Genomic DNA, 15,621 nt, shown 5'->3' on the forward strand with positions numbered 1-15,621 from the left:
AATTTCTAACCCGGCAAGTCATTCAAATGGCATATTGCATCGCCAGAATTCGACCCTAGACTTCCATCAGTTCCCGGACCCATGACGATCGAAAACGCCGACACCGACAGACGCAGAAGCCGAAGACCACGTCCCAAAGGCCGTCGCCTCTCATCCATCCTGCGGCAGATGGCCGCCGACCAGAGCCGCGAGCGGATCTCGATCGGCGATCTGTTCGAAACGATGGGCGACAGGGCGATCAGCGCGTTGATGCTGATCTTCGCATTGCCGAACGCTTTTCCCACTCCGCCCGGCACTTCTGCCGTGCTTGGCGCGCCCTTGGTCTTCCTGGCAGCGCAGCTGACCTTCGGGCTGAAACCTTGGCTTCCGAAGGTGATTGCCGACCGTTCGATGCGGCGGGAGGATTTCGAGACCATCGTCGGCCGCATCCACCGCTGGCTCGCCTGGGCCGAGCGCATGCTGAAGCCGAGGCTTGCGATCTTCGCCGAACCGCCGGCGGAATATCTTGCCGGGGCGGCATGCCTGCTGCTGTCGATCGTGCTGCTGCTGCCGGTCCCGCTCGGCAATATCCTGCCGGCGCTCACGATCTCGGTCTTCGCGTTCGGGATCTTGGGCCGTGACGGGCTCTTCGCACTCATCGGCTTTGTGATGACGGCCGTGTCGCTCGTCGTTGCCGGCGGGGTGATTTACGGTCTCGTGAAGGCGGCGATCTATCTCGTCGTACAATGGTTTGCCTAAACGGAGTTTGCTTGGGTGATGGCGATTATTTGGCCGACCTCTTTGCAACAGGCTCGACATTTGCCGGAATTTTGTTTTGATCTGGCGTGATACAGACTTAAATCACGTTCGGCGGCGGCACGCCGGCTCATTTTGCGCGGTAGGCAGTAGATGGTAAAAAGATCCGAGACCCCTGCACGGCTCGACGATGCGGCGCGTGCCGGCTGGCTCTATTACGTCGCCGGGCGTACGCAGGATGAAATCGCCGCTGCGATGGGCATCTCGCGGCAATCGGCGCAGCGGCTGGTGTCGCTGGCGGTCGCCGAGCGCTTGATCAAGGTGCGGCTCGATCATCCGATCGCCGCCTGCCTGGAGCTCGGCAGTCAGCTGCGGCGGAAATTCGGGCTGAAACATGTGGAGGTGGTGCCGAGCGATCCCGCGTCGTCGTCGACGACGGTCGGTATCGCCGAGGCGGCCGCGTCCGAGATCGAGCGATGGCTGAAACGGGCCGAGCCGATCGTGCTTGCCATTGGCACCGGCCGCACGCTGAAGGCGGCCGTCGACCAGCTGCCGGCGATCGAATGTCCCAATCATCGCATCGTTTCGCTGACCGGCAATATCGCCCCGGACGGATCGGCGGCCTATTACAACGTCATTTTCAGCATGGCCGACGCCGTGAAGGCGCGGCACTATCCGATGCCGTTGCCGGTGCTCGTCACCTCGGCCGAGGAGCGGGAGCTGCTGCATGGCCAACAGCTGGTGCGCTCGACGCTTAACATGAGCGCGCAAGCCGATGTCACCTTCGTCGGCATCGGCGAGCTCGGCATCGATGGGCCGCTCTGCGTCGACGGTTTTCTGGAGAAGGATGAGATGATGGAGCTGATGCGCGGGGGCGCTGTCGGCGAAATCTGCGGCTGGATCTTCGATGTCGACGGCAGGTTGATCGACAACCCGATCAACGAACGCGTCGCGTCGGCGCCGATCCCGTCCCGCGACGCATCGATGGTCATTGGGCTTGCCAAGGGCAAGCGCAAATTCAAGGCGATCAGGGCGGCCGTTGTCGGCCATCAAATCAATGCTTTGATCACCGACGAAGAGACTGCTGAGTTTTTGCTCAGGAATTGAGCAAAAAATATTCTAATAAAATCAAATGGATGACTATCGCCTTCGGCATCGCAGCAACGATTGTCGATTGACATTCTCTGTTGTTTGTTGAGTAATTGCCCATGAGCGAAGCGAATGCTCACACCCCATCTTCTGGGAGGAAGATTATGACATTGAGAACTTTTCTGCTGGGCGCCTGCTCAGCACTGGCGTTTGCCGGTATGGCTTCGGCCGAAACGCTGACGATTGCGACCGTGAATAACGGCGACATGATCCGGATGCAGAAGCTGACGGATGATTTCAAGGCGAAGAATCCCGGTATCGACCTTGAATGGGTAACCCTGGAAGAGAACGTACTGCGCCAGAAGGTCACGACCGACATCGCGACCAAGGGTGGCCAGTACGACGTCTTGACGATCGGCACTTATGAAGTTCCGATCTGGGCAAAGCAGGGCTGGCTGGTGCCGCTCGACAATCTCGGCGCCAATTACGACGTCGACGACCTGCTGCCGGCGATCCGCAGTGGCCTGACCATGGACGGCAAGCTTTATGCGGCGCCGTTTTACGGCGAAAGCTCGATGGTCATGTACCGTAAGGACCTGTTCGACGCTGCCGGCCTGAAGATGCCGGACGCCCCGACCTGGGACTTCATTGCCGACGCTGCCCGCAAGATCACCAACAAGGACAAGGAAGTTTACGGTATCTGCCTGCGCGGCAAGGCCGGCTGGGGCGAGAACATGGCCTTCCTGACGGCGATGTCCAACTCCTTCGGTGCCCGCTGGTTCGACGAAAGCTGGAAGCCGCAGTTCGACCAGCCCGAATGGAAGGACACGCTCGACTTCTACGTCAAGCTGATGAAGGATGCCGGCCCTCCGGGCGCTTCCTCCAACGGCTTCAACGAGAACCTGGCGCTCTTCCAGACCGGCAAGTGCGGCATGTGGATCGATGCCACCGTCGCTGCGTCCTTCGTCAGCAACCCGAAGGAATCGACCGTCGCCGACAAGGTCGGCTTTGCGCTGGCTCCCGACAAGGGTCTCGGCAAACGCGGCAACTGGCTGTGGGCCTGGAGCCTTGCCATCCCGGCAGGTTCGCAGAAGGCCGAAGCCGCCGAGAAGTTCGTCGCCTGGGCGACGAGCAAGGATTACACCAACCTCGTCGCCGAGAAGGACGGCTGGCTGAACGCACCTCCGGGCACCCGCGCCTCGCTCTATGCGAATGCGGAATACCAGAAGGCGGCTCCCTTCGCCAAGACGACGATCGACTCGATCAACTCGGCCGATCCAAGCAAACCGACCGTCAAGCCGGTCCCTTATGTCGGCGTCCAGTTCGTGGCAATCCCGGAATTCCAGGGCATCGGCACGGCGATCGGTCAGCAGTTCTCGGCAGCTCTTGCCGGCCAGCTTTCGGTCGACCAGGCATTGCAGAGCGCACAGCAGCTGGCCACCCGCGAAATGACCAAGGCCGGCTACATTAAATAAAGCCTCCTGAGCAAGAGGCGGATCCTTGACAATCCGCCTCTCTGGGCCGCCGATTGCCCGAACTGCATCGGCGGCCGCTTTTTTCCAGACAAAGCTGCCTTGCGGCCGCTCCCCGCTTCAGTCCAGATCGGTGATTGCCATGGCAACCTTACATACCCGCTCCTCCGCGCGCCTGATGATCGCGCCCTCCGTGCTGCTGCTCTTTGCATGGATGATCGTCCCGCTGGCGATGACGATCTATTTCTCGCTGCTGAACTACAATTTGCTCAGCCCCGGCATGGAAAGCTTCGTCGGTTTTCTAAATTATCAGTACTTCCTGACGGATCCGGCCTTCTTCGCCGCGCTGATCAACACGCTGCTGCTTGTCGCCGGCGTGTTGTTGATCACCGTCATCGGCGGCATCGCCTTTGCGCTGCTGCTCGACCAGCCGATGTACGGCCAGGGCATCGTGCGCATCCTGGTGATCGCCCCGTTCTTCGTCATGCCGACGGTGGCAGCACTCGTCTGGAAGAACATGTTCATGAACCCGGTCAACGGGTTGTTTGCCCATCTTGCCAAGGCGATCGGCCTGCAGCCGATCGACTGGCTGGCGAATGCGCCGCTGTTTTCCGTCATTCTGATCGTCGCCTGGCAGTGGCTGCCGTTTGCCACCCTCATCATGCTGACGGCGCTGCAGTCGCTCGACGAGGAGCAGAAGGAAGCCTCCGAGATGGACGGCGCCGGGCCGATCTCGAAATTCATCTACATCATCCTGCCGCACATGGCGCGTGCCATCACCGTGGTGATCCTGATCCAGACGATCTTCCTGCTTTCGGTCTTTGCCGAAATCCTCGTCACCACCAATGGCGGGCCGGGCACCGACAGTACCAACCTCACCTACCTCGTCTATGCCCAGGCGCTACTGCAGTTCGATATCGGCGGGGCATCGGCCGGTGGGATCGTGGCTGTTATCCTCGCCAATATCGTCGCGATCTTCCTCGTGCGCCTCGTCGGCAAGAATCTGGAGGCTTGAGATGGCCAGAAAAGTCACAACCAAGCGCAAGCTCATCGTCACCGCGATCGCCTGGACGCTCGGCATCCTGATCTTCTTCCCGATTCTGTGGACGTTTCTCACCAGCTTCAAGTCGGAAGCCGACGCCATCGCCTCGCCGCCGCAGTTCCTCTTCTTCCACTGGACAACGGAGAACTATACCGAGGTGCAGAGCCGGTCGAACTATCTCAGCCACTTCATGAACTCGGTGATCATCTCCTTCGGCTCGACGCTGATCGGCCTGATCATCGCCATTCCGGCCGCCTGGGCGATGGCGTTTTCGCCGACCAAGCGGACCAAGGACGTGCTGATGTGGATGCTGTCGACCAAGATGATGCCGCCGGTCGGCGCAATGATCCCGATCTATCTGATGTTCCGCAATTTTGGCCTGCTCGACACGCGCACCGGCCTGGTGATCGTGCTGACGCTGATCAACCTGCCGATCATCGTCTGGATGCTCTACACCTACTTCAAGGAAATCCCCGGCGAGATCCTCGAGGCGGCGCGCATGGATGGGGCGTCGCTGATGAAGGAGATCGTTTACGTGCTGACGCCGATGGCGGTGCCCGGCATTGCCTCGACGCTGCTCTTGAACATCATCCTTGCCTGGAACGAGGCGTTCTGGACGCTCAACCTCACCGCCTCGAAGGCAGCACCACTGACGGCCTTCATCGCCTCCTATTCCAGCCCCGAGGGCCTGTTTTACGCCAAGCTCTCGGCGGCATCGACGATGGCGATCGCGCCGATCCTGATCCTTGGCTGGTTCAGCCAGAAACAACTCGTCCGCGGCCTGACCTTCGGCGCTGTGAAATAACATAAAAGGGAGAGAAACATGGGCAGTATTACCCTTCAGAAGGTTTCCAAGGTCTTCGGCGAAGCCAAGGTCATCCCTTTGATCGATCTCGACATCAAGGACGGCGAGTTCGTCGTCTTCGTCGGCCCGTCGGGCTGCGGCAAGTCCACGCTGCTCAGGCTGATCGCCGGGCTCGAGGACGTCTCCGGCGGCAAGATCGTCATCGACGGCCGGGACGCCACCGAAAAGGCGCCGTCTGAGCGCGGCCTTGCCATGGTCTTCCAGTCCTATGCGCTTTATCCGCACATGAGCGTGCGCAACAACATCGCCTTCCCGCTGAAGATGGCCGGCATCGACAAGGCGGAGATCGATCGCAAGGTGAGCGATGCCGCCCGGGTGCTTAATCTCACCGACTATCTCGAGCGCAAGCCGCGCCAGCTGTCCGGCGGCCAGCGCCAGCGCGTGGCGATCGGCCGCGCCATCGTGCGCCAACCTTCGGCCTTCCTGTTCGACGAACCGCTGTCGAACCTCGATGCGGCGCTGCGCGTCAACATGCGCCTCGAAATCAGCGAGTTGCATCAGCAGTTGAAGACGACGATGGTCTACGTCACCCACGATCAGGTCGAGGCGATGACCATGGCAGACAAGATCGTCGTCCTGAACCGGGGCAATATCGAGCAGGTCGGATCGCCGCTCGAACTCTACAGCCGTCCCCGCAACCTCTTCGTCGCCGGCTTCATCGGATCGCCGAAGATGAACTTCATCACCGGCCAAAACGCCGCCGCGCTCAATGCTCATACTATCGGCGTCCGGCCCGAGCATGTGCTGCTGTCGATGGAGAGCGGCGATTGGAAGGGCAGGGTCGTGGTCGCCGAACATCTTGGTTCCGACACCTTCCTGCATATCGATGCCGAGGGCATCGGCATGCTGACGGCGCGTGGAAGCGGCGATTTCGCCGCCAAAGCGGGCGATACGGTCTTCCTGACGCCGGACCGTTCGCGTATTCACAAATTCAACGAGGGCGGCCTTGCTATCTGAGGCAGGCGGCCGGGCTGGGGGCAGGCATGCGAGCCGGACGATATCGCCCGGCCGTCTCGGCAAGACCTTCAAGAGGACTGAAACATGACGTGCAAACTATCGCTGGCAACGCTTTCGGATGTGGCGCGCACTGCTGCCATCCCTGGATATGACAGGGCGTCGCTGAAAGCCGGCATCGTGCACTTCGGCGTCGGCAATTTCCACCGTGCCCATCAGGCGATCTATCTCGACGATCTCTTCAACGCCGGCACGGATCACGACTGGGCGATCGTCGGCGCCGGCGTGCTGCCGTCGGATGTTGCGATGCGCGAAAAGCTTGCGGCGCAGGATTTTCTGACGACGGTGGTCGAACAGGACAACAACAAGACGGCGGCGCGCGTCACCGCACCGATGATCGACATCCTGCCGGTGGGCGATGCCGTTGCGATCATCGCCAGGCTTGCCGATCCCGAGATCCGCATCGTTTCGATGACGATCACCGAGGGCGGTTATTTCATCGATGCATCAGGCACGTTCAATCCTGCCCATCCGGCCATTGCCGCAGACGGAGAGAACCCCAACGCGCCGAAGACGGTGTTCGGCCTGATCGTTGCCGGCCTGAAGGCGCGCAAGGACAAGGGCATCGGCCCCTTCACCGTCATGTCCTGCGACAACATTCCCCATAATGGCATCGTCACCGCCAATGCCGTCGTCGGCACGGCGGCACTTTCGGACCCCGCCTTTGCCGACTGGATCCGGGTGAATGTCGCCTTCCCGAACGCCATGGTCGACCGCATCACGCCGGCGACCAGCCAGCGCGAGATCGATTTCCTCAGGGACAATTTCCAGATCGAGGACAGTTGGCCGGTCTATTGCGAGGAATTCAAGCAATGGGTGCTTGAGGATAAGTTCACCGCCGGCCGGCCGGCGCTGGAAAAGGTCGGCGTCACCTTCGTTGCCGATGTCACGCCTTACGAGCATATGAAGATCCGCATCCTCAACGGCGGACATGCCGCGATCGCCTATCCGGCGGCGTTGATGGACATTCATTACGTTCATGATTCCATGGAAGACCCGTTGATCCGCGCCTTCCTCGCCAAACTCGAGAAAGACGAGATCATCCCGATCGTGCCGCCGGTGCCGAACACGTCGCTGACGGATTATTTCGCGCTGATCGAACATCGCCTGCTCAATCCGAAGATTGCCGATACCATTCCGCGGCTGGCGCAGGACGGCTCGAACCGCCAACCGAAATTCATCCTGCCGTCGACGCTCGACAACCTGCGTCAGGGCAGGGACGTCGTCGGTCTGGCGCTGGTTTCAGCACTCTGGTGCCGTTATTTCGCCGGCAAGACCGATAGCGGCAAGGATATCGTCGTCAACGACGCGAGCGCAGAGCGCCTGCATGCGGCAGCGCTGAAAGCCAAGGACGATCCGTCGGCCTTCCTCGTCTTCGACGATATTTTCGGCGAAGTGGCGAAATCCGAACTTTTCCGCAAGCGTTTCGCCCATGCTCTCAAAACCCTGTGGGAAAAAGGCACGCGGGAGACGCTGCAGCTCTATCTCGACGGCAAGCTCGCAGTGTAAGGAATTCGGTGGCGGTCTCTACTGCCGCCATTCATCCGGCCTTGCGAGTGAAGCGGGACGGTAACGCGTCCGAATTGAACTCAGGTTGGGTCTTGCATGGCTGATGCTGAAACACAGCTGGTGATCTTCGATTGCGATGGCGTACTCGTCGACAGCGAGCCGATCTCGATCAGCGTGCTCGTCGGGGCGATGAACGATCTCGGCGTCTCGATCACCGAGGACCAGGCCTATGAGCGTTTTCTCGGCCGTAGTCTGTCGACCCTCATCGATACGCTGGAAACCGAATTCAACGTCCATGCCGACGAGGAATTCCTCGAGCGTATCCGCATCGAACTCTACGCCCGTTTTCGCACGGAACTGAAGCCGATCGACGGTATCGCCGCGGCGATCGACGGGCTGGGCGTTCGCTGCTGCGTTGCCTCCTCCAGCCAGATGGAGCGAATCCGGTTGTCGCTGTCGGTGACCGGGCTTCTCGATAGGCTGCCCGACATCTTCAGCGCAACGATGGTCAAACGCGGCAAGCCGGCGCCCGATCTCTTCCTGCATGCGGCGCGTGAAATGCAGGTCGAGCCGGCTCATTGCCTTGTCGTCGAAGACAGCCCGGCCGGCATTGCCGCCGCCAAGGCGGCAGGCATGACGGTCTTTGCCTTCACCGGTGGATCACACGCGAATTTCGCCGGATATCGTGCCGAACTCGACCGCCTTTCGCCGGAAGTGGTGTTTGACGCCATGCCGGATTTGATACACCTTGTCCGCAACCATAAGCTGGACGGGACCAAGACTTGATGCGTGATCATGTGGTTGCGGTGGATATCGGCACGGGCAGCGCGCGCGCCGGCGTCTTCGATGCACGCGGCCGTCTGCTCGCCAAGGCCGAGCATCCGATCGTGATGAACCGGCCGCGCGAAAACCATGCCGAGCATGATTCCGAAGACATCTGGTCGGCCGCCTGCATGGCGGTGCGCAGGGCGATGGAGCAATCCGGCATCGCCGCCGCCTCGGTCGGGGCGATCGGCTTCGACGCCACCTGTTCGCTCGTCGTCCGTGACGTCGAGGGCCGGCAGCTCAGCGTTTCTACAGGCGGCGAGAAGCGCTTCGACACGATCGTCTGGCTCGATCACCGGGCGCTGAAGGAAGCCGATTTCTGCACGGCGACCGGGCACAGGGTGCTCGAACATTCCGGCCAGGTGATGTCGCCGGAAATGGAAATGCCGAAGCTGATGTGGTTGAAGAAAAAGCTGCCCGTCACATGGGAAAAGGCCGGCTTCTTCTTCGATCTCGCCGATTTCATGACGTGGAAATCGACCGGATCGCCCGCCCGTTCGCGCTGCACGCTGACGGCGAAGTGGAACTATCTCGCCCATCTCGAAAAGGGCTGGCAGCAGGACTTCCTGGAGCGGATCGGCCTTGAGGACCTCCAGGCGCGCGGCCACCTGCCGGATGAGACCACGCCTGTCGGAGACAGCGTCGGCCGGCTGACTGAGGAAGCGGCGGAAGCGCTGGGGTTGACTGTGGACTGCCGTGTCGCTGCCGGGATGATCGACGCCTATGCCGGCGCACTCGGCGCGCTCGGCGGTTATGCCGCTGATCCTGTCAAACGCGAACACCAGCTGGTGCTGATTGCCGGCACATCGAGCTGCATCGTTACCTTCTCGCGCGAACGCAAGCCGAGCCATGGCATGTGGGGTCCCTATTACGAGGCCGTCTTCCCGCAATCCTGGCTGGTGGAGGCCGGGCAATCGGCGACCGGCGCGCTGCTCGACCACATCGTGCGCATGCATGTGGCCGGCGGTGAGCCGACGGCGGCGCTGCATCAGAGGATCGTCGCGCGCATCGCCGAATTGCGGGCCGATGAGGGCGATGCCTTCGGTGCGCGGATCTTCGTGCTGCCGGATTTCCATGGCAACCGCTCGCCGCTCGCCGATCCGCATGCGGTCGGCGTCGTCAGCGGACTGACGCTCGATACGTCCTTCGACGGGCTCTGCGCGCTTTATTGGCGCTCTGCGGTGGGGATTGCGCTCGGCATCCGCCATATCCTGGAAATGATGAAGGAATATGGCTACATGACAGATACGCTCCATATCGCCGGCGGGCATGTGAAAAACCCGGTGCTGATGGAGCTTTATAGCGATGCGACCGGCTGCAAGGTCGTGGTGCCGAAGATGAACGAGGCGGTGCTGCTCGGCACGGCGATCGCAGCCTCCGTCGCCTGCGGCTTGTACAAGGATCTGGCGGCGGCCGGCGAGGCGATGTATCCAGGCGCCGACGAACGGCTTCCCAACAAGGCGAAGCAGGCGCTTTACGACCGCGACTACCGCCGCCTTCTCGCCATGCACCGGCACCGCTCCGAATTGGAAACGATGCAATAGAGCGGCGCGCGTCTTTCAGACGCGGGCGCTCCATCACTTTGAACCTGCGCATAATCCCTTTAAATTAGTGATTAGCCGTCTCGCCGAGGACGGTCGCGAACTCCATCATGCGACGGCGGCGAAGTGCCGCCTCTTCTCCGACTTGGAGGATGACGGATTCCGACAGGCAATCGAGCAGCGCGATCAGCGGCGGAAGATTGTCGAGATCGGGGGCACGAGCGGGCGGCAGAGGCAGCATGACGTTCGACTGGTCTGCCATCCAGTCTGCTTGCTGCGGCGAAATGAGCACGACCTTATAGCCGTAGCGCCGCGCCGTTCTGGCAAGCAGCCGCGCCTTGGCGAAGCGGCGGCAATCGATGATCACGAGCAGCGCGTCGTCGACTGCCAGCCGGGCGAAGAGTTCCGCAAAACGGCTGTCGGCGGCGTCGAGCGTGCGTACGCCGTCGCGGGCTTGCGTCAGCCGCTGACAGAAATGATTGGCCAGGCTTGCGAGCCGCGCATGAGTGGCGATCGACACTTCGCGGGCGGTGCTGATCAAGCCGACGGCTTCCGACCAGTTCGGTTGCGCCGTCAGATGATAGATATGATGGAGGGCCTGAATCTGTTCGGCAACCAGCACGGCGAGCGGTTTGCCCTCCGCGGCGTCGGCATGCAACTCGCTCATGGCGCTCTGCAACTGCGCCGGCGATGTCGTCACGGTCTCGCGAATCTCCACCTTGACGCTGTCCAATCCCTGATAACCGAGCGCGCGCAGGAAGCGCCCGACGGTCATCGGCGAGAGATCCAGTCTGTCGGCAACGGACGCAGCCGTCTCGAACGGCAGGTCGTTCAGATGTTCGGTGAAATATTTCGCGATACGGCGTTCCGCCGGCGTGCCGGTTTTTGCGTATTGCCTGAGTTTTTGCACAAAGTCTTCCACGGCAGCCTCCCCATCTTCCTCAGAGGCGTTCCGTGGATGCGCTGTTGCGACCCCTTGTCTTTGCAACTATTTCGGAAGCTGCTTCTCAGGCCCGTGCGTATTTCATGTATCCCACAATATTATATTAGTATTTAGTTTTCGACAAGTTTTCTATTACTGAATGCAATTTTATTCTCTCTTGTCGGTGGCCTGCATCTTCCCTACATCTTCGGCGCAACCGGAGACGCCTGAGACATGATTCTTGACGCCGCTCGACTTTCGCTCGCCAATCTGTTCGCATCGGAAACGCGTTCTGTCTTCTGGAAGGTGCTCGGCCTGACGATCCTCGTGCTTGTCGGACTCTGGTTCGCGCTGCGCGGAGCCTTCATGGCCTTTCTCTTTCCCTGGCTCACGAGCTTCTTTCCCGATATGCCGGATTGGGCAGGGTGGTTCGCTCTCATCTTCGCAATTCTTGCCGGTATCGGCCTTGCCCTCATGCTGGCGTTGCTGCTGTCGCCGGTCACGGCGCTGATCGCCGGCCTGTTTCTCGACGACGTCGCCGATGTCATCGAAAAGCGCGACTATCCCAGGGACACTCCGGGCACGGCCATGCCGCTCGGTCCGGCGATGGCAAGCTCGATCAAGTTCCTCGGTGTGGTGATCCTCGGCAATATTGTGGCATTGCTGCTGCTGTTCATCCCCGGCGTCAATCTGGTCGCGTTCTTTCTGGTGAACGGCTATCTGCTCGGACGGGAATTCTTCGAATTCGCCGCCATGCGCTTCCGCTCGCCGGATGAGGCGCGGCTCTTTCGCGCCAAGCACGCCTCCACCGTCTTTCTCGGCGGGCTGATGATCGCCCTTTTCCTGGCGATCCCGATCGTCAATCTTCTGACGCCGCTTTTTGCCGCCGGCATGATGGTGCATCTGCACAAGCTGATATCTGCTAAGGATCCCGGTCTTCGAGCCTGAGCTACACCGGGCAGGGCGGAGACGTCGTCCATCGCGATCTATTCAACGGCCTCGCCGATCACCTGCGGCGGTAGCTCGACCAGCGGTGCCGGCATATCCCAACTCTTCTCCGGCGATTTGCAGAGATCGGCGATGACACAGCGCTCGCATTCGGGCCGGCGCGCCTTGCAGGTGTAGCGGCCATGCAGGATCAGCCAGTGATGGGCGTGATAGAGGTAATGGCTGGGGATCACCTTCATCAGCCGCGCCTCGACCTCGTCGGGCGTCTTGCCGGGGGCAAGCCTGATGCGATTGGCGATGCGGAAGATGTGCGTGTCGACGGCCATCGTCGCCTGGCCGAAGGCCATGGAAAGCACGACATTGGCGGTCTTGCGGCCGACGCCCGGCAATCTCACCAGTTCGTCGCGCGTCTCCGGCACCTTGCCGCCGAATTGGTCGACCAGCATCTGCGAGAGCGCGATGACGTTTTTCGCCTTGTTGCGGTAGAGGCCGATCGTCCTGATGTAATCGCGCAGCCGCTCCTCGCCGAGATCGAGCATCTTTTCCGGCGTATCGGCAACCTTGAAGAGCGCGCGCGTCGCCTTGTTGACGCCAACATCGGTCGCTTGCGCCGAAAGTGCGACGGCAACGACGAGCGTGAAGGGGTTAGTGTGCTCGAGCTCGCCCCTCGGTTCCGGCCGCTGCACCGAGAAGCGGCGGAAGATCTCCTCGCGCTCGGCCAGCGAATAGGCCGTGCGCACCGCTGCCGCCGGTTTGCGGCGGACGATCACATTCGTGTCCTGAGGCATCTTGGTAACGGATTTGAGTTTCGGATTTGCCATGGAAACTCTATACTCAGCAGCCATGATGGAAAGCAACGCCGACAGCTTCAACGAGCAGCCTGTTTTCGCCGCCGAGCTCTTTCCCCACCGGTCGCTCGGCCGCCGGGGCTTCAAGGTGCTGCTTGCCCTATCCGGTGCCGTCTGCTTGCTTTACGGCACGTTCTTCATCGCGACGGGGGCCTGGCCGATCGGCTTGTTCTTCGGAGTGGATTTTCTGCTTCTCTACGGCGCCTTCTGGCTGAATTACCGCTCCGGGAAAGCGCGCGAACAGGTGACGGTATCGCGCACGGACGTGTCGGTGCGCAAGTTTGCGCCATCGGGACGGATGGTGGAGCATCATTTCAATCCGTTCTGGACGCGCTTCCTCGTTCGCCGGCACCAGGAGATCGGTATTCTTTCCATGCATATCTTCGGCGAAGGCCGGCGCACGGATATCGGCTCCTTCCTCAATCCCGATGATCGCGAAAGCTTCGCCAAGGCCTTCAAGGGAGCGCTGGCGACGGTCAAGCAGCGGATCTGAACTGCGGTTTCAGCTTTTCACAGAAGCGCAGAACCGCTCTAGCTTTTGTTTTTACGCAATTCCGGACGGAAAACCGCTTCGCACTTTTCCGGGCATTGCTCTATCCAGCGGCTACGCAAGAATCGGGTGGTTTGCTCACCCCCACTTGACTATCTCCTTGTTAGAAGGAGAAAGACGATGAATATGATTGCCAACCTGCAGACAGACATCACGCCTGACGGCCCTGATTATGACATTGTCCGTCGGGTGATCGAACTCATCACCGAGGATTACCGCGACCAGCCTTCGCTGGAGGCGATCGCGGCGCGGCTCAACCAGTCGCCGACCCAGCTGCAAAAGACGTTCACCCGCTGGGCCGGGCTGTCGCCCAAGGGTTTCCTGCAGGCGGTGACGCTCGATCACGCCAAGCGGCTGCTGCGCAAGGAAGACATGCCGCTGCTGGAGACCTCGATCGAGGTCGGCCTTTCCGGGCCGAGCCGCCTGCACGATCTTTTCGTCACCCATGAGGCGATGTCGCCCGGCGAATGGAAGGCGAAGGGCGGCGGCCTCATCATCCGCTACGGCTTCCACATCTGCCCCTTCGGCGTGGCGCTGATCATGGTGACCGACCGCGGCCTTGCCGGCCTTGCCTTCAGCGATTCCGGCGACGAGAGGGCCTGCCTCGAGGATATGACCTGCCGCTGGCCGAACGCCTGTTATGTCGAAGACCTGCAGGCGACGGTCCCCTATGCCGCCCGCATCTTCGAGCCCGGCAAATGGTCCTCGGACCAGCCGCTGCGTGTCGTGCTGATCGGCACGGACTTCCAGGTGCGCGTCTGGCAGAGCCTGCTGAAAATCCCGTTCGGCAAGGCCGTCACCTATTCCGATATCGCCAACGATATCGGCCGGCCGACGGCGCAGCGCGCCGTAGGTGCGGCGGTCGGGGCAAACCCGATCTCCTTCGTGGTGCCTTGCCATCGGGCGCTCGGCAAGAACGGCGCACTGACGGGCTACCATTGGGGCCTCACCCGCAAACGGGCGATGCTCGGCTGGGAATCGGCGCACGCCTGATGGCCTGCCGCCTTCTCGGGCGGCAAAGGTAACGAGAAGGGATGGACGAGGGCGGTGACGTAGCTCGTTCGTCGGTTGTCCTTCGACCGTTCGCTCCTTGCGTCGCTCACTCCAGCCGCCTGCCGGCACCGACCGGGGTCGAGCCACGGGTCTCGACCCGTCCTTCGGACCCCCGCTGGGGAGAAGAGGCAAGCTGTTATGTCTCTGCCAATTCCAGCAATGCCCGTGCAGCACTTTCATCGGTGATCAGCGTGTTGCAGCCGATGCGCTTGATCGTCGCACGGATCGCCACGGCCCGATGGGCGCCGCCGGAGGAGAGCACGATGTGCTTTGCCTCTTTCAGCGTGTCGAGATCGACGGACATGACGCGCCGATTGATCGAATGGTCGACCGAATTGCCGTCCTTGTCGAGGAAGTTGAACATCGTGTCGCAGACGCAGCCGGCATCGATCAACTCCTGCAGCTCGGCCTTCGAGATCCAGCCCTCCGACAGCGAGGTCGAATGCGGGCCGATATCGCCGCAACTGACGATCGCCAGATCAAGGTTCTCGGCGAGGCGGTAGATCGTATCCAGCCCGCATTTCTCGATCAGATTGCGCTTGGTCTCGATGGAGTCGACGAGAAGCGGCGCCAGGAACATGTAGCATTCGGCGCCGAGCTGGTTTGCCAGCCGCCATGTGTAATCGATCGGGTTCGTCTGGTGCACGGCAACGATGCCGCCGAGCAGCGAGACGACCTTGCAATTGGAGCGGCGCGGCGGGCGGAAGCTCGACAGCGAGGCTGTCATGGTGCGGCCCCAGCCGACGCCGATGGTGTAATCGTCGGGGATGGCTTCGGAGAGGAATTGGCCAAGCGCCAGGCCAACATTTTTCGCCAGCGAATTGACGTCGCAATTGCCCGGCGCCGGCACGACGATCGCCTCGTCGAGGCCGTAGGTGCGCTCCAGCTTTACCGAAAGCTCGACGCAGTCGCCGATCGAGTCGTTGATCCAGATCTGGACTTCGCTGCGTTTCATCGCCTCGTCGAGCAGGCGGATGACGGTGGTGCGGCTGATGCCGAGCTGTTCGGCGACGTCTTTCTGGGTAAGGCCCTCGTTGTAGTAGAGCCATGCCGCCCTGAGCCGCAGCGAGGATGCCTCGGAATAGGCCGTGTGCGTGCCGCGTTTGAGCTTGGCCATATCTCCTCCCGCGTGATTCCTGCCCTAAATCCCCTCGTGGCGGATGAAGAGCCGCAATGACATCTCTATTGATGGGATAATGACGGGTATG

General features: G+C 61.3%; 15 protein-coding genes. 12 read left to right on the forward strand and 3 right to left on the reverse strand.

The window, feature by feature from the left end; translation table 11 throughout:
• Positions 1–159 precede the first annotated feature (159 nt).
• The 9 genes from GFM02_RS18430 (at position 160) to GFM02_RS18470 (ending at position 10,095) form a co-directional block, all read left to right on the forward strand.
• Positions 160–738, forward strand: coding sequence for an exopolysaccharide biosynthesis protein (locus tag GFM02_RS18430; RefSeq protein ID WP_026265462.1), 579 nt, complete (start codon positions 160–162; stop codon positions 736–738).
• Between the two features lie 150 nt (positions 739–888).
• Complete coding sequence (locus GFM02_RS18435; RefSeq protein WP_168273009.1) at positions 889–1,842, forward strand: sugar-binding transcriptional regulator; 954 nt, start codon at positions 889–891, stop codon at positions 1,840–1,842.
• A gap of 146 nt (positions 1,843–1,988) precedes the next feature.
• Positions 1,989–3,299, forward strand: coding sequence for an ABC transporter substrate-binding protein (locus GFM02_RS18440; protein WP_168273008.1), 1,311 nt, complete (start codon positions 1,989–1,991; stop codon positions 3,297–3,299).
• 139 nt (positions 3,300–3,438) lie between these two features.
• Complete coding sequence (locus tag GFM02_RS18445; RefSeq protein ID WP_168322377.1) at positions 3,439–4,311, forward strand: carbohydrate ABC transporter permease; 873 nt, start codon at positions 3,439–3,441, stop codon at positions 4,309–4,311.
• A 1-nt stretch (position 4,312) separates the two neighbouring features.
• Positions 4,313–5,143, forward strand: coding sequence for a carbohydrate ABC transporter permease (locus GFM02_RS18450; RefSeq protein ID WP_168283060.1), 831 nt, complete (start codon positions 4,313–4,315; stop codon positions 5,141–5,143).
• A gap of 18 nt (positions 5,144–5,161) precedes the next feature.
• Positions 5,162–6,160 (forward strand): ABC transporter ATP-binding protein, encoded by a 999-nt coding sequence (locus GFM02_RS18455; RefSeq protein WP_168322378.1) that lies wholly within the window; start codon positions 5,162–5,164, stop codon positions 6,158–6,160.
• An 84-nt stretch (positions 6,161–6,244) separates the two neighbouring features.
• Positions 6,245–7,726: a mannitol dehydrogenase family protein gene (locus GFM02_RS18460; RefSeq protein ID WP_168322379.1), complete on the forward strand. Its 1,482-nt coding sequence runs from the start codon at positions 6,245–6,247 to the stop codon at positions 7,724–7,726.
• Between the two features lie 96 nt (positions 7,727–7,822).
• Complete coding sequence (locus GFM02_RS18465) at positions 7,823–8,512, forward strand: HAD family hydrolase (RefSeq protein WP_131664478.1); 690 nt, start codon at positions 7,823–7,825, stop codon at positions 8,510–8,512.
• Complete coding sequence (locus GFM02_RS18470; RefSeq protein ID WP_168322380.1) at positions 8,512–10,095, forward strand: FGGY-family carbohydrate kinase; 1,584 nt, start codon at positions 8,512–8,514, stop codon at positions 10,093–10,095. The genes GFM02_RS18465 and GFM02_RS18470 overlap by 1 nt, the downstream gene beginning before the upstream one ends.
• Before the next feature lie 64 nt (positions 10,096–10,159).
• Here the strand turns inward: GFM02_RS18470 and GFM02_RS18475 are convergent, their stop codons facing one another.
• Complete coding sequence (locus tag GFM02_RS18475) at positions 10,160–11,014, reverse strand: MurR/RpiR family transcriptional regulator (protein WP_168322381.1); 855 nt, start codon at positions 11,012–11,014, stop codon at positions 10,160–10,162.
• A gap of 234 nt (positions 11,015–11,248) precedes the next feature.
• Here GFM02_RS18475 and GFM02_RS18480 point away from each other — a divergent pair, with 234 nt between their 5' ends.
• Complete coding sequence (locus GFM02_RS18480; protein WP_168322382.1) at positions 11,249–11,962, forward strand: sulfate transporter family protein; 714 nt, start codon at positions 11,249–11,251, stop codon at positions 11,960–11,962.
• Between the two features lie 38 nt (positions 11,963–12,000).
• Here the strand turns inward: GFM02_RS18480 and nth are convergent, their stop codons facing one another.
• Positions 12,001–12,807 (reverse strand): endonuclease III, encoded by an 807-nt coding sequence (nth, locus tag GFM02_RS18485; RefSeq protein ID WP_020051721.1) that lies wholly within the window; start codon positions 12,805–12,807, stop codon positions 12,001–12,003.
• On the opposite strand from nth, the gene GFM02_RS18490 reads away from it, so the two are divergent.
• Both GFM02_RS18490 and GFM02_RS18495 read left to right on the forward strand, forming a co-directional pair.
• Entirely contained in the window at positions 12,806–13,303 is a 498-nt protein-coding gene (locus tag GFM02_RS18490; RefSeq protein WP_064650913.1) for a DUF2244 domain-containing protein, read from the forward strand. The genes nth and GFM02_RS18490 overlap by 2 nt on opposite strands.
• Before the next feature lie 177 nt (positions 13,304–13,480).
• Complete coding sequence (locus GFM02_RS18495; RefSeq protein ID WP_026265460.1) at positions 13,481–14,353, forward strand: methylated-DNA--[protein]-cysteine S-methyltransferase; 873 nt, start codon at positions 13,481–13,483, stop codon at positions 14,351–14,353.
• Positions 14,354–14,549: 196 nt separating this feature from the next.
• On the opposite strand, the gene GFM02_RS18500 is transcribed toward GFM02_RS18495, so the two are convergent.
• Positions 14,550–15,530, reverse strand: a complete 981-nt coding sequence (locus GFM02_RS18500; RefSeq protein WP_168322383.1) for a sugar-binding transcriptional regulator — start codon at positions 15,528–15,530, stop codon at positions 14,550–14,552.
• Positions 15,531–15,621: the final 91 nt, after the last annotated feature.

The organism is Rhizobium leguminosarum bv. viciae, from assembly GCF_012276115.1.
GTDB lineage: Bacteria > Pseudomonadota > Alphaproteobacteria > Rhizobiales > Rhizobiaceae > Rhizobium > Rhizobium leguminosarum_T.

What these genes read in the sequence shown, in the direction of transcription:
- nth (WP_020051721.1), bottom strand. Translation starts at nt 12,807, where the DNA reads ATGGCTGCTGAGTATAGAGTTTCCATGGCAAATCCGAAACTCAAATCC.
- GFM02_RS18480 (WP_168322382.1), top strand. Translation starts at nt 11,249, where the DNA reads ATGATTCTTGACGCCGCTCGACTTTCGCTCGCCAATCTGTTCGCATCG.
- GFM02_RS18435 (WP_168273009.1), top strand. Translation starts at nt 889, where the DNA reads ATGGTAAAAAGATCCGAGACCCCTGCACGGCTCGACGATGCGGCGCGT.
- GFM02_RS18440 (WP_168273008.1), top strand. Translation starts at nt 1,989, where the DNA reads ATGACATTGAGAACTTTTCTGCTGGGCGCCTGCTCAGCACTGGCGTTT.
- GFM02_RS18460 (WP_168322379.1), top strand. Translation starts at nt 6,245, where the DNA reads ATGACGTGCAAACTATCGCTGGCAACGCTTTCGGATGTGGCGCGCACT.
- GFM02_RS18490 (WP_064650913.1), top strand. Translation starts at nt 12,806, where the DNA reads ATGATGGAAAGCAACGCCGACAGCTTCAACGAGCAGCCTGTTTTCGCC.
- GFM02_RS18450 (WP_168283060.1), top strand. Translation starts at nt 4,313, where the DNA reads ATGGCCAGAAAAGTCACAACCAAGCGCAAGCTCATCGTCACCGCGATC.
- GFM02_RS18445 (WP_168322377.1), top strand. Translation starts at nt 3,439, where the DNA reads ATGGCAACCTTACATACCCGCTCCTCCGCGCGCCTGATGATCGCGCCC.
- GFM02_RS18500 (WP_168322383.1), bottom strand. Translation starts at nt 15,530, where the DNA reads ATGGCCAAGCTCAAACGCGGCACGCACACGGCCTATTCCGAGGCATCC.
- GFM02_RS18455 (WP_168322378.1), top strand. Translation starts at nt 5,162, where the DNA reads ATGGGCAGTATTACCCTTCAGAAGGTTTCCAAGGTCTTCGGCGAAGCC.
- GFM02_RS18465 (WP_131664478.1), top strand. Translation starts at nt 7,823, where the DNA reads ATGGCTGATGCTGAAACACAGCTGGTGATCTTCGATTGCGATGGCGTA.
- GFM02_RS18495 (WP_026265460.1), top strand. Translation starts at nt 13,481, where the DNA reads ATGAATATGATTGCCAACCTGCAGACAGACATCACGCCTGACGGCCCT.
- GFM02_RS18470 (WP_168322380.1), top strand. Translation starts at nt 8,512, where the DNA reads ATGCGTGATCATGTGGTTGCGGTGGATATCGGCACGGGCAGCGCGCGC.